Origin of the sequence: Cerasicoccus frondis (genome assembly GCA_031296915.1) — a bacterium.
GTDB lineage: Bacteria > Verrucomicrobiota > Verrucomicrobiia > Opitutales > Cerasicoccaceae > Cerasicoccus > Cerasicoccus frondis.
Genome location: JAVDPC010000005.1, coordinates 51,605 through 64,349 on the forward strand (window position 1 = coordinate 51,605; position 12,745 = coordinate 64,349).

12 protein-coding genes are annotated in these 12,745 nt (G+C 55.9%); 1 reads left to right on the top strand and 11 read right to left on the bottom strand.

The genetic code is table 11. The features are described from left to right. Nucleotide 1 precedes the first annotated feature (1 nt). The 6 genes from RBB63_RS05350 to RBB63_RS05375 all read right to left on the bottom strand — a co-directional run bounded on the left by RBB63_RS05350 (nucleotide 2) and on the right by RBB63_RS05375 (nucleotide 5,082). On the bottom strand, nucleotides 2-1,009 hold the full coding sequence (locus tag RBB63_RS05350) for a KpsF/GutQ family sugar-phosphate isomerase (RefSeq protein WP_309381848.1): 1,008 nt from the start codon (nucleotides 1,007-1,009) through the stop codon (nucleotides 2-4). Next, a complete protein-coding gene (gene kdsA / locus RBB63_RS05355) occupies nucleotides 991-1,770 on the bottom strand; it encodes a 3-deoxy-8-phosphooctulonate synthase (protein WP_309381850.1) in 780 nt (259 codons plus the stop codon). The genes RBB63_RS05350 and kdsA overlap by 19 nt, the downstream gene beginning before the upstream one ends. A 15-nt stretch (nucleotides 1,771-1,785) precedes the next feature. Continuing rightward, nucleotides 1,786-2,763, bottom strand: coding sequence for a GDP-mannose 4,6-dehydratase (locus tag RBB63_RS05360; protein ID WP_309381852.1), 978 nt, complete (start codon nucleotides 2,761-2,763; stop codon nucleotides 1,786-1,788). A 13-nt stretch (nucleotides 2,764-2,776) separates the two neighbouring features. Then, entirely contained in the window at nucleotides 2,777-3,769 is a 993-nt protein-coding gene (locus RBB63_RS05365) for a bifunctional heptose 7-phosphate kinase/heptose 1-phosphate adenyltransferase (RefSeq protein WP_309381854.1), read from the bottom strand. 4 nt (nucleotides 3,770-3,773) lie between these two features. Beyond that, nucleotides 3,774-4,337 (bottom strand): D-sedoheptulose 7-phosphate isomerase, encoded by a 564-nt coding sequence (gene gmhA, locus RBB63_RS05370; RefSeq protein ID WP_309381856.1) that lies wholly within the window; start codon nucleotides 4,335-4,337, stop codon nucleotides 3,774-3,776. Nucleotides 4,338-4,479: 142 nt separating this feature from the next. After that, complete coding sequence (locus RBB63_RS05375) at nucleotides 4,480-5,082, bottom strand: GbsR/MarR family transcriptional regulator (protein ID WP_309381858.1); 603 nt, start codon at nucleotides 5,080-5,082, stop codon at nucleotides 4,480-4,482. Between the two features lie 45 nt (nucleotides 5,083-5,127). On the opposite strand from RBB63_RS05375, the gene RBB63_RS05380 reads away from it, so the two are divergent. Beyond that, nucleotides 5,128-5,892: a GumC domain-containing protein gene (locus tag RBB63_RS05380; protein ID WP_309381860.1), complete on the top strand. Its 765-nt coding sequence runs from the start codon at nucleotides 5,128-5,130 to the stop codon at nucleotides 5,890-5,892. Between the two features lie 175 nt (nucleotides 5,893-6,067). Here the strand turns inward: RBB63_RS05380 and rfaD are convergent, their stop codons facing one another. The 5 genes from rfaD to RBB63_RS05405 all read right to left on the bottom strand — a co-directional run bounded on the left by rfaD (nucleotide 6,068) and on the right by RBB63_RS05405 (nucleotide 12,693). Beyond that, entirely contained in the window at nucleotides 6,068-7,051 is a 984-nt protein-coding gene (rfaD, locus tag RBB63_RS05385) for an ADP-glyceromanno-heptose 6-epimerase (RefSeq protein ID WP_309381862.1), read from the bottom strand. A 96-nt stretch (nucleotides 7,052-7,147) separates the two neighbouring features. Next, on the bottom strand, nucleotides 7,148-9,007 hold the full coding sequence (gene glmS, locus RBB63_RS05390) for a glutamine--fructose-6-phosphate transaminase (isomerizing) (protein WP_309381864.1): 1,860 nt from the start codon (nucleotides 9,005-9,007) through the stop codon (nucleotides 7,148-7,150). Between the two features lie 15 nt (nucleotides 9,008-9,022). Continuing rightward, on the bottom strand, nucleotides 9,023-10,399 hold the full coding sequence (locus RBB63_RS05395) for a UDP-glucose 6-dehydrogenase (RefSeq protein WP_309381866.1): 1,377 nt from the start codon (nucleotides 10,397-10,399) through the stop codon (nucleotides 9,023-9,025). A gap of 132 nt (nucleotides 10,400-10,531) precedes the next feature. Next, complete coding sequence (locus RBB63_RS05400) at nucleotides 10,532-11,107, bottom strand: YdeI/OmpD-associated family protein (RefSeq protein ID WP_309381867.1); 576 nt, start codon at nucleotides 11,105-11,107, stop codon at nucleotides 10,532-10,534. A 41-nt stretch (nucleotides 11,108-11,148) separates the two neighbouring features. Further along, on the bottom strand, nucleotides 11,149-12,693 hold the full coding sequence (locus RBB63_RS05405; RefSeq protein ID WP_309381869.1) for an MFS transporter: 1,545 nt from the start codon (nucleotides 12,691-12,693) through the stop codon (nucleotides 11,149-11,151). Between the last annotated feature and the right edge of the window lie 52 nt (nucleotides 12,694-12,745).

Sequence of the window (12,745 nt, forward strand, 5' to 3'; positions counted from 1 at the left end):
GCTACAGCCCCTTCGGAGATGAATCCGCAAACACATCGTGCATGCGCAGAAGCCCAAGTAATTTGCGCTGAGGCCCATCAATTACGGGTAAGACATAGATCTTGCGAGACTCCATCAGCTCAAGTGCGGCATTGATCGACGCATCGATCTCAATGGACACCGGATCTTTAGTCATTATTTCCTCGGCGCGTGAATTGAGCACACCATCGTTTAGTAGCGAACGACGCACATCGCCATCCGTCACAATCCCCAGCAAAATGCCATCGGCGTCCACCACACATACCGCACCAAGATTTGGGCGGGTCGACTCGGCTATGACATCACGAAATGACGCATGAGGCGATATGCGAGGAAGCTCGTCGCCGCTGTGCATCAGGTCTTTCACCTTCAGCAAAAGGCGCACGCCCAATGCGCCACCTGGATGGCGTAAAGCAAACTCATCCGGGCGAAAATCTCGGGCTTTCATCATGGCCGCAGCCAAGGCGTCACCAATCACCAATGCACAGGTTGTGCTCGTCATGGGCGCCAAGTTGAGCGGGCAAGCTTCCTTTTCGATGGTCGCATTGAGCACGTGATGGCAACGGCGAGCCAACGGCGTATCCACTTTCCCGAAAATTCCAATCACCGGCGTATTCAATCGCTCCAGAGTAGGCAGCATCTTAACCAATTCTACGGTGCTGCCACTGTTAGATAACATGAGGACTGCATCGCCTGGCGACACATAGCCCAAATCGCCATGCAACGCCTCAGCGGCGTTCATGAAAATCGCTGGCGTCCCAGTGCTTGCCAAAGTCGCGGCAATTTTAGAGCCAACCAGGCCCGACTTACCCAGGCCCGTCACTACAACTTTGCCCTGCAAAGTAAGCAGCAACTCCACAACATCATTAAAGCTGGATTCCAGCTGCTCCAGGACCGCATTTAGCGACGTAATTTCGTCGCTGAATACTTGCCGGGCTGTCGAATAATAATCCACCTGCTTCAAGTTACTTTCTATTGCAAAGCTTCCCATAAAGCCACCAGCTTCGGCAGTTCGCGAACAAGCTCATCCAACGGCACCTGACTTTGCGCATCGGAAATCGCCTCGGCGGGGTTGGGATGCGTTTCCATGAACAAACCATTGGCGCCAGCCGCCAACGCGGCCCGTGCTAGAGGCAATACAAATTCACGTTGGCCACCGCTCTTGCCACCCGCCCCCCCCGGGATCTGCACACTGTGCGTGGCGTCGAAAACAGTAGGATGCCCCCACTGCCCCATGATGCTAAAGTTTCGCATGTCGGCAACGAGGTTCTGGTAGCCGAAAGTTGAGCCACGCTCGGTCAACCAGATTTCCTTTGCATGCGCACCTTCAAGCTTGTTCACCACAAACTCCATTTCGAAGGGCGACAGGAATTGGCCTTTCTTCACGTTGACGATACGCCCGGTCTCTGCCGCAGCGACGAGTAGATCCGTCTGTCGGCAAAGAAAGGCTGGCACTTGCAAAACATCGCATACTTCCCCCACCGGCGCAGCCTGATCGGGTAAGTGGAAGTCCGTGAGCACTGGCAGTCCAAACTCTTTTTTGACCCGAGCCAGAAGCGCCAACCCTTCATCCATACCCGGACCGCGGTTACTGCCCAGTGAAGTGCGGTTCGCCTTATCGAAAGAGCCTTTGAAGATGATATTCAGCACGGGAAACTCGTCTCGCCAACGCACGACTTGCTCCGCCACCGGAGCACAAACATCCCAGCTTTCCAAGGCACAGGGCCCAGCAATGAAAATCAATTTATTCATATCTGAAAGAATGGCTTAAACGGGAATATCCTTCAGCCAAGACTTGTTGGCTAAATACCAGTCGACGCATTTTTGCAGACCTTCGCGGACATCCATTTTCGGAGTCCAGCCCAGCAGATTCTCTGCCTTAGAAATGTCTGCCCAAGTCTCGGTCATATCCGCACTATGAAATGGCTTGTAGTCAAACGTGGCCCGTTTGCCCAATGCCTCCTCGATCCAAGCAATGAGCGTGTTGAGCGAGATAGGATTCCGGCCTCCGCCAATGTTGATGATCTCGTAGCCAACTTCTTTCGCGGCAGCAATCGTGCCCGCAGCAACGTCTTCAACATACGTAAAGTCACGGCTTTGCGAACCATCGCCAAACAGCGTCAGCGGCACGCCTTCATCGATCCACTTGATGAAACGGTAAATGCTCATGTCTGGACGTCCGCAAGGACCAAAAACCGTAAAGTAGCGGACCACCGACACATCAATGCCATACAAGTGATGATAACTGTAAGCCATGACCTCGGCCGCCTTCTTCGAAGCTGCATAAGGAGACAGTGGCGTGTTAACTGGCAGGTCTTCGGTAAAGGGCATTTCCTGGCCAGCATAGAGCGAGGACGTCGACGCCAAAACAAGTTTCTTCACGTCATTGCGACGCATCCCCTCTAACAAGTTTAGGGTCCCTTCCGCATTCGTGCTCAAGTAAACATGCGGATTCTCCATGCTGTAGCGCACGCCAGCGCGCGCCGCCAAATTAAACACGACTTCAAACTCAAACTCTTCAAACAGCGCATAGACCAAAGAGGCCTCTTCGATGTCGATTGTCCGGAAAATGAAATTGTCAGATTCCAGTAATTGGTCGCGGCGGTACTCCTTGAGGCGGACATCGTAGTAATCATTGAGGTTGTCCACCCCGACTACGACATCGCCCCGAGCAAGTAGCTGAGCCGCTGTTCGCTGACCAATGAATCCAGCAGCGCCAGTGACTAAGTATATTTTTTGAGACATGGTCTATTCACAGTTAGATTTCGATGAGCGGGAAATTTGCCTCAAGCGCTGAAGCAACCCGCAACTCTGCAGGGCTCACGGTGGCGGCGCCAAATTTCCCCACAACCACACCTGCGGCGGAATTCGCCAGATGTGCTGCCTCAAGCAAAGTAGCGCCTGCGGCCAGACTCGCAGTCAGCACCGCAATCACGGTGTCTCCAGCGCCAGACACATCGAAAACTTCCTGAGCGCGAGTCGGCAGACGTCCCAGGATTTTTCCCTCTTCTACCAATATCATGCCGTCAGCGCCCAGCGTCACCACGAGACGATGCGGTTGATAGCGCTCATAGATTGCCCGGCACACTGCCTCAGTGGGAAAGGCGTCGTGCAGCCCCACGGAAATTTCCGCCAGTTCCAAGGCCTCGCTGCGGTTCGGAGTCATTAGCTCCGCGCCGTGATAATTCAGCCTACGGCGTGGTTTCGGATCCACAGCCAACATCGCGCCATCTGCCTCACAGATTGCGGATAACTCCGCGAGCAATGATTCGGTGACAACCCCTTTGGCATAGTCCGACAGGATAACGGCATCCATGCCCTCACATGCGCGCTTCAATGCTTCGCCGGACGGGAAGGCGTAATCCGCTGGCGCGGACTCACGATCAATACGGCAAATTTGCTGTCGCTGCACCACAACACGAGTTTTCAAGATCGTCGGCGCATCAGTGGTGATGTGCAATGAGTCTGCGGCAACGCCTTTGTCGCTAAATATCTGCCTCAAACGTTCTCCTGCTTCGTCTTGAGCACATACTCCAGCAAGGGAAGCCGACGCTTGAAGCGAGGTGAGATTCAACGCCACATTCGCGGCGCCCCCAGCCGACCAAGTGTCATTGAAAACATTCACTACGGGCACTGGCGCCTCCGGAGAGATGCGAGTCGCATCGCCCCAAATGTAATGGTCGAGCATGACATCCCCGACGACGAGGACCTTGACGCCTGCGAGCTTTTCAATAATGCCGTTCAAATCCATACAGCTACCACTGTTCGGCTTCCACCATCTCCAACCAACAGTGCAGGATCAAGGTGTGAATCTCCTGCACTCGGGCAGTCGTGTTACTCGGGGCAATAATCTCGTAGTCGCACTGCCCACTTGCTTTACCACCGTCTTTTCCACTCAGGAGCATCGTCTTCATTCCCTTGACCTTGGCGGCCTCAAAGGCACGCAAAACGTTGCCAGAGTTACCGCTGGTGGTGATGCCCACAAGGACGTCGCCCGCTTGGCCGAGACCTTCCACAGCGCGTGAAAAAACTGCGTCAAACCCGTAATCATTAGCAATGCAGGTCAACACCGACACATCCGCGCTGAGACATATTGCTGGCAGCGAAATGCGTTCGCCCTTGTAGCGACCGACAAATTCCTCCGCAAGATGCAATGCGTCCGTGGCGCTGCCGCCATTTCCACAGGTCAGGATCTTGTTGCCGGTCCGCAGGGTGTCGATTAGGCACTGCCCAGCTTCAGTAATGGCTGGCGCCAGCGAGCGGGTCGCGATAACGACATCCGCTAGTTCATTGATTTGGTCTAGTGTGCGATTGCCCATACTGGAAAATTAATAAGCTGCCGCCCTTGGCCGGAACCATTTACGGAAAGCCAATTAAGTGCGGGTGTTTCTCTGTCGATGCCCATTGGGGGGCGGTTCTGGCCAGCCTTCGTCTTAAAACGAAAACCGTCAGAACGGATATTTAAAGCAGCTTCCGGACGATGGGTAAAATCGTCGTCATCTTGCTGTGCCAAGAACCCAGCGACTGGATACGCTGTTCGGCGAATTTTCGTTGTTCTTCAGGAATTTCCTCCAGCAGCGATTCCATGTGTTTGAGTCGCTCGCTGCCACTGTCCAGATGCGGCTGCACTTGATCGCTGATGAAGCCAGAGACTAGTTTACGCAAACGAAGTTCCGGCGAGTAATGATCCCGGCGGTCTCCAATCACGAACACCGTCTTCACTGCGCCAATCTGACGCAAAGTTTTCAAGCCCATGCTCGCAGACCCTTTACTAATGCCCAGCGATTCAATGATGCTGTCCATCGGCAGGGGGTTCTCGCGGCAGTAGAGCAACCCAAAGATTTGCCCAACTGACTTGGGAACGCCAATCAACTGGGAAGCATGAACAAATGTTTCAATAACGGACAGCTCCCACTCTGCCACAACCGCGTCTGCCGGAAGGGCATTATTTTCTTCCGGAGTCGCATTCGTTGAAATGGGAGCTTTGGCCACGTGTAATAGGACATAGGAAAAATGAAATAGGTTCAAGAAAACTTGAACATATTTTACCGAATTGGCCTTCACTCGATTCTCGTTGCTCCAGAGACCGCTATCAGGTAGGGATTGCCCATGAAAATCTCACGCCTTTTTGCCCTATTAATCTTGGCTGTATGTGGGCACTCGCTCAACGCTGCGACCGCAACCGCAACGCTCCAAGTGGTTTGGCCTGATGAGGCGTTGGGCATTAACCAATCTGAGGCCTTCGCCAAAGCGGTGCAGTATTTGAAATCGTCGGAGTTTGTCGACCAGGTTGCCCGCATGCCACAAGATCGACGGGCGCAATATGCGATGTTTGCCCGCATCAACAACGCGCGGAACACCAACGCGATTGCCCAAAGCATTGCGGACAACTTGACCGTTACGGGCCACGAGGAACAGGGCTCAATTGCGATCACCTTCAGCAATAATTCTCCCGACCTGGCCGTATATGTAGCGCAATTCGCCGCTGAGCAGGCCGTCACCAAGTCTCGCTACTACATTGCGGAAAAAGCGGACCCAGCAGTGCAGTCGATCAGCAGACAGATGGAGGAAGTGCAGGATAATATCCAGATGATTCAGGCGCAGATTCGCACGACAAATCAAATTAAGAACAACCCCAACATCCGTGGCGCCAGCATCGGAGCGCCAATTGACATGGGGCGCGTCGTGCATCCCGAAAAGACTCAGGCCCGGGCCCAAATCAGTGGCTTCGAAGGCCAACTGAAGGAACTACGCCAGCAATACAACCAGCTCAACCAGCAACTGCGCCAGCAAGTCAACCAAGCTTGGAAGGGCAAACCCAAGGCCGGGTTGATCCTCATCGACCACGCCGACCTCGACGGTGGAAGCCTGTGAGCGAAAAGCCAACAACGCTGGCGCGGAAAAGCACTCGGTTTAGGGCCGGGGCCAGATTGGAAGTTCGCGGCGTTGGCATTTCAATCACGGGCTTCCAGCCCGCTCAATCAAAGCCGCCTTGCGCTGCATCCAATCTATACCCCACCTGACTCGGCCAATCTAGATGAAAAGTGCTCTAGTCGCCCAGTCGCTTATCCGGCGCCAGGTAATGCGACACGTAGTCCTTCACCGCCTCGGACAAAGTGAACTGGCAACCGCCAAAACCACTGCCTTGCAGCTTTGCGGTGTCCGCCTGCGTGAAATACTGATACTTGCCACGGAGTTGCTCCGGCATCTCGGTAAACTCGATGTTCACGGGCAAGTTCAAGGCCTCAAAAATTGGCGTGACCAGCGATACCCAGGTATTGGCCTGCCCACTGCCCAAATTGTAGAGTCCGCCCGCTGATTCGGCTTCAGCCAGATGAAGGGTCATCGCCACGGCATCCTTGACGTAGAGGAAATCGCGCATCTGCCCGCCGTCCTCGTAGTCCGGATGATAGCTTTTAAACAGCTTCACGCCGCCGGTTTCCTGAATCTGACCGAAAGCCTTGTGAACGACGCTGCGCATGTCGCCCTTGTGATCTTCATTGGGCCCGTAAACGTTGAAGTACTTCAGCCCCACGATCTGGTTAAGAAAGCCCTCGCGCTGCGCATACAGGTCGAACATGTGCTTGGAGTAGCCATACATGTTCAGCGGGCGCAAGGAATGCAGGTCCTCCAACTGGTCGTCCATACCCTGAGCTCCGTCACCATAAGTTGCTGCGGACGAGGCGTAAACAAAACGCGCCTCCTTCGAGAGCGCCCAGTAAGCCAGCTCCTTGGTGTACTCGAAGTTGTTGTGAATCAGGTAACGCGCATCGCGTTCGGTCGTCGCCGAACAGGCGCCCAGGTGCAACACGGTGTCGATTTCGGAGAGAAACTCGTCATCGAGCATTTCGACCAAATCATCCGCCTCGACGTAGTCTGCATATTTGAGCGGCACGAGGTTCTTCCATTTCTCGTCCTCTCCCAGGAAATCCGCCACCAGGATGTCGTCGCGTCCACGTTCGTTGAGCGCCCAAACCAGCGCGCTGCCAATGAAACCGGCGCCGCCAGTCACTAAAATTTTCGGCTTACTCATAGGTTCGAAAGTTTGAATGTTCAGGGTTGGAAAGCAACTTGTTAGAAATTTGAAAGGTCTTTCCAGCCTTCAAACCTCGCTACTTTCGAACTTCCTCTATTCAACCGTGACGCTCTTGGCGAGGTTGCGTGGCTTGTCGACGTCGCAGCCACGGTTCACAGCGATGTAATACGCCAGGAGCTGCATTGGGATGGTCGCCAAAATCGGCATGATGCAGTCGTGCGCATGCGGGATGTGGATAATTTCGTCGGCGCCTTCCTCTGGAAAATCCTTTCCGGCGCTGGTGATCGCGATGACCTGGCCCTTTCGTGCACGGGTTTCCTGGATGTTCGACAGCACTTTAGCAAACGTGTCTCCATGGGGGGAGAGAATCACGCTCGGGCAATCTTCGCTGATCAGCGCAATTGGGCCGTGCTTCATTTCCGCCGCAGGGTAACCCTCGGCGTGGATGTAGGAAATCTCCTTGAGCTTGAGCGCGCCTTCCAGAGCGATCGGGAACATCGACTGACGGCCCAGGAAAAGGAAGTCGTCGTAGTTGGTGTAGCGGGCGGCGATTTCCTTAATCTTCTCGGCTTGCCCCAACACCTGACTCACCAAGCCCGGAACGCTGCGGAACGCCTTCACCATCTCGCGGCCGTCGCTGAAGGACAAATCCCGCATACGGCCTAGGTGCAGCGCGAGCATGCCGGCAATCAACACCTGCGAAGTGAACGCCTTGGTCGAGGCCACGCCGATTTCCGGGCCAGAGTGCTGGTAAACACCGCCATCGGTCTCGCGCGCAATCGTCGAACCAACGCCATTGGTGATGCCCAATACCCGGTAGCCCTTGCGCTTGGCTTCGCGAAGCGCCTCCAACGTGTCGAGCGTTTCGCCGGACTGGCTGATCACGAAGACCAGCGTGTTCTTATCCAGCGGGGCATTGCGGTAGCGGAACTCGCTGGCATACTCGACTTCCACCGGAATGCGCGCGTATTTCTCAATTAAATACTCCGCGACGAGGCAGGCGTGCCACGCAGTGCCGCAGGCCAGGAAAACAATGCGGTCCACGTGACGGAACTCGCGCGCATCGATGTTCAAGCCGCCAAATTTCGACGTGGATTCGTCGTCCGAAAAACGACCACGCATGGCGTTTTCGAGGGCGATGGGCTGCTCGAAAATTTCCTTCTCCATGTAGTGGTTGAAGGCGCCCATCTCGGCTTGCTCGATCTTCCAGTCCACTTGGTTGATGACTGGGTCGATGGCCCCGCCGGCCTCACTGACCGTGGTGATTGAGAAGTCGTCGGCGGTCAGGTGGCAGATCTGGCCATCGTCCAGGTAGACCACATTTTGCGTGCGCCCAACAAAGGCGGCAACGTCACTGGCGAGCAGGTTTTCCCCGGCGCCAATGCCCAGGCAAAGCGGGCTGCCCTTGCGCGCGCCGACGATGTCTCCGGGCAGATCCGGGCAGATAACGGCGATGCCATAAGTGCCCTCAACCAGTCGCAAACTGTGGCGCACGGCGGCAATCAGGCGATCCGCGCCCACGGCCTCCAGGGATTCGCGCGAGTAGTGGTAGGCAATGAGGTTGGCGAGGACTTCGGTGTCCGTCTCGCTGCTGAAAGTCATGCCCTCCCCGATCAGGAAACGGCGCAGCGTTTCGTGATTTTCGATTACCCCATTGTGCACGAGGCTGATGCGCTGATCACAGGAAAGGTGTGGGTGGGCGTTCGCATCCGTTACGCCGCCATGGGTGGCCCAACGCGTGTGGCTGATGCCAATGTGGGAGCTGGAATTTCGCTGATTAACGAGGGCGGCGACGTTTTCCACCCGCCCGGTTTTCTTCATGACTTCGACGCCATTGCCATTGAGGACGGCGACTCCGGCGGAGTCATAGCCCCGGTATTCCAGCCGCTTTAATCCCTCTACCAGAATGGCGCTCGCCTTCTGCTTACCGATGTATCCAACAATTCCGCACATAAAATAAACTACCGATTATACCCGACCAATGCCCGAAACCTCAAACCCGATTTTTCGCAATGCTTCTGCGTCCAGAATATTGCGGCCATCAAAAACAAACGCCGGCTTGAGCATCTTGTCATAAATTCGCTGCCAATCGAGGTCCTTAAACTGATCCCACTCCGTCAGGATGGCCACGGCGTGCGCATTCTCGCAGGCGGAATAAGCGTCCGTTTCAATGATAATGCTCTCGTTGGGCTCGCCTTCGGCGTTGGTCGCTTCCTGCCCCAAGTCGGTGAAGATCTGCGCTGGCTTCACCTTGGGGTCATAGATGTGCACGTTGGCCTGCTCTTCCAATAAATCTCGGCATACGTAGATGGCGGCGGACTCGCGCGTGTCGTTGGTGTCCTTTTTAAAGGCGAAGCCAAGGATCGCGATTTTCTTGTCCGACACGGTATTGAAGAGCGTCCGCACCAGACGGCGCACGAAACGACGCTTCTGGTAGTCGTTCATGATGATGACCTGCTCCCAATAATCAGCGACTTCCTGCAAGCCGAAGTGCTGGCAGAGATAGACGAGATTCAGGATGTCCTTTTGAAAACAGGAGCCGCCGAAGCCAACCGAGCTCTTCAGGAATTTCGGGCCAATGCGGCTGTCCGTCCCGATGGCGCGGGCCACTTCATCCACATCCGCCTCAGTCGCTTCACACAGCGCGCTGATAGCGTTGATGGACGAAACGCGCTGCGCCAGAAAGGCGTTGGCGGTCAGCTTGGAAAGCTCGGACGACCAAACATTCGTCGTCAAAATACGCTCGCGTGGCACCCAGTGTGCGTAAACATCCACCAGCGTTTGCGCCGCCTGCTTGCCCTCTTCAGTTTGCTCGCCGCCGATGAGCACGCGGTCCGGATTGTCGAGATCCTTCATCGCCGTGCCTTCGGCCAGGAACTCCGGATTGGACAGCACCTGGAAAGTGAAATCGCCGCCGCAGCCTTCCAGAATCCGCCGGATCGACTCCGCCGTGCGCACTGGAAGCGTGGACTTCTCCACGACGATGATGTTGCCCTTGGCCACATCTGCAATTTGCCGCGCGCACTTTTCGATGTATTTCAAGTCCGCAGCGCGTCCGGCGCCCACGCCATAGGTCTTGGTTGGCGTGTTCACGGAAATGAAAATCATGTCCGCCTCGGCGATGACCTCATCCACCTTCGTCGAGAAGAACAGGTTACGCCCGCGGGCTTCGCTAACCACCTCATCCAAACCCGGCTCGTAGACCGGCAGCTCAGGAGAATTCCAGGCCGCGATGCGCTTCTCGTTGATGTCGACCACCGTCACGCGGTGCTCCGGACATTTCAGGGCAATCATGGCCATCGTGGGGCCACCCACGTAACCAGCTCCGATACAGCAGATATTCATTGTAGGGTTTGGGAATCTTATTTGCAGCGCTAGGTGCGCATAAAAAACTCTGTGGCGTAATCAATTGAGCAAAACGTGGCGATAAAAAAAGCCGTTTTAAGCGCCCTTCACGTTGTGTCGGCCAAATCCGAATCAAGGAAAGGTCTCTCCTTTCTCCAGCATGGCCACTGCCCGCCGGATCCAGCGTTGACGCGTTTCTTCCCGCTTCGCCGTGACAATGCGGAAGAGAAAGGAATAACGCTTGGTCTTGGTCAGCGACGCGTAAAAGGCCGCCGCAGCCGGGCAGTCCTGCAACGCTCGTTGGAACTCCTCTGGCGCTTCAATGGACGCGGATGAGGCGTAAGCGGCCTCCCAACGACCATCGGCCTTGGCCCGATCGATCTCTAGCTGCCCCCGCGCCTGCATGCGCCCGGCTTTGGTCAGTTCCTCGACCAGCTTCACGTTGCGCTGAGACCACAAACTCCGACGGCGACGCGGCGTAAACCGCTGCAGGAAATAGACTTCGTCACACTTAAGCTTTTGCCCGTCTATCCAGCCATAGCACAGCGCAACGCGCAGCGCCTGCTGATAGTCGACCGACTTTACCCCGCTGCCTTTCTTCCCAATCTTCATCCAGATGCCCAATTCATCCTCCTGGTTGGCGGCCAACCACTTTTCCCAAGCGACAGCACTGGCAAAGGCGCGATGGGGCGGATCTTTTTTCGACACGTTGCTCACCTCCAAAGGTTGCCGTAATCCGGAGCAAAGACTCAAGCCAGTTCGGCGTCTGCGGCGCGCTCGATATCGATTTCCTCTTCCGTTGGGCGCTGTCCGATGTGCTCGAGGTTCAGCCCTTTTGTCTCGATGCCGAAGATCAAGGTGACAATTGCCCCCAACACCGAGCTGCCCACCAGGCAGTAAAGCAGGACCTCTGTGCCGATATGCGCCAGGAGGATCGGGAATAAAAACGCGGTGAGCACGGCGCCGATCTTGGCGAAAGACGCCGCAAAACCTGCCCCCATGCCGCGCACGTGCGTGGGGAACACCTCGCCCGCAAGCAGGTAGGTCATCGCATTGGGCCCCAGGTTGGTCATGAAGAAGAAGAGCATGAAGCCCACGAACAAGAGCACCATGTTGTTGCTCCCGTCGGCATTCATCGACAAGGCCGCCAACAACAAGCCCAGCGCGCAGCCAACGAAGCCCACGATCTGCAACTTAATCCGCCCCACTTTGTCGACCAGGTAGATCGCGAAAATGATGCCAAACACGAACAGCAAGTCCATGATCGCCGACCCTTTGGCGGCCAGCATGTCGTTGTGAATAATGGCCTTGAGCGAGCCCTGCGCCGCTTCCGAACCAATCAGGGCGGCCAGGATGGTCGGCGTAAAAATTCCGATGCCATAGGTGCCCAAATCCTGCAAAAACCACGGAACCGACGCCAAAATCGTCGCCTTGCGATTGTCCTTATTGAACAGCGCAAAATAGTGCGACTTCGGTTTTTCCTGCCCCGCAATGTGCGGGCTCCGCAGCTTGACTTGCTTCGGGTATTGCGGGTGGCGCTTGAGCAGTCGATGCGTCTCATACTCGGCCTCCTCCATCCGTCCCTTCGACACCAGCCAGTGGATGCTGTCGGTGACAAAGAAACGCCCGAACACCACAAACGCCGCTGGTAAAATGGCCGTCGCATACATCCAGCGCCAAGCCGTAACGTCGGGGTCGCGCATCAAAAACAAGCAGCCGATCAACGTGCCAAACAACGCCCCGACCGCCTGAAACGCAAACGCGCTGAGCACGAGACGCCCTCGCATGACCGAGGGAATGCTTTCGGAAATCACCAGGTGCGCCGTTGGGTAATCGCACCCCAAGGCCACCCCTACGCCCAGCAGGCAGATGACCAGCGTCACAAAGTTTGGCGCCACGCACAGCGCGCTGAGGAACACCGTAAAGATGATCATCTCCGCGATAAACATGCGCTTGCGGCCCAAGTGGTCAGACAGACCGCCCAGCGCCGAAGCCCCCAGAAGTATGCCCGCCAGCGTCGCCGACGTCACAAAGCCTTTGTCCGATGCGGTGAGGCCAAACTCTTCGGAAACCAGCGGCAGCGCCACGCCGGTCATGAACACCACCATGCCCTCAAAGAATTTTCCCGCCGTGGCCAGAATCCAGATCCGCCACTGCATAATGGTCATCGGCGTCGTGGGCGCAACCGTCCCATCGGCCCAAATTGGGCGCTCATCAATGTATTCCTGGGCAGTGCGCATTTGCTGTGGCTGCCCTGGGTCAGGTTGGAGAAGTGCTTCAGTGCGTTCGGACACGGGAAAACGATGTTGCGCAGGTGATCGGCGATGCCCAACAGAGCACCCGAAG

Excerpts from the sequence above, each read along its gene's own strand:
- gmhA (WP_309381856.1), bottom strand. The coding sequence starts at position 4,337 with ATGGGCAATCGCACACTAGACCAAATCAATGAACTAGCGGATGTCGTT.
- RBB63_RS05365 (WP_309381854.1), bottom strand. The coding sequence starts at position 3,769 with ATGGATTTGAACGGCATTATTGAAAAGCTCGCAGGCGTCAAGGTCCTC.
- RBB63_RS05395 (WP_309381866.1), bottom strand. The coding sequence starts at position 10,399 with ATGAATATCTGCTGTATCGGAGCTGGTTACGTGGGTGGCCCCACGATG.
- RBB63_RS05380 (WP_309381860.1), top strand. The coding sequence starts at position 5,128 with ATGAAAATCTCACGCCTTTTTGCCCTATTAATCTTGGCTGTATGTGGG.
- glmS (WP_309381864.1), bottom strand. The coding sequence starts at position 9,007 with ATGTGCGGAATTGTTGGATACATCGGTAAGCAGAAGGCGAGCGCCATT.
- RBB63_RS05350 (WP_309381848.1), bottom strand. The coding sequence starts at position 1,009 with ATGGGAAGCTTTGCAATAGAAAGTAACTTGAAGCAGGTGGATTATTAT.
- RBB63_RS05360 (WP_309381852.1), bottom strand. The coding sequence starts at position 2,763 with ATGTCTCAAAAAATATACTTAGTCACTGGCGCTGCTGGATTCATTGGT.
- rfaD (WP_309381862.1), bottom strand. The coding sequence starts at position 7,051 with ATGAGTAAGCCGAAAATTTTAGTGACTGGCGGCGCCGGTTTCATTGGC.
- kdsA (WP_309381850.1), bottom strand. The coding sequence starts at position 1,770 with ATGAATAAATTGATTTTCATTGCTGGGCCCTGTGCCTTGGAAAGCTGG.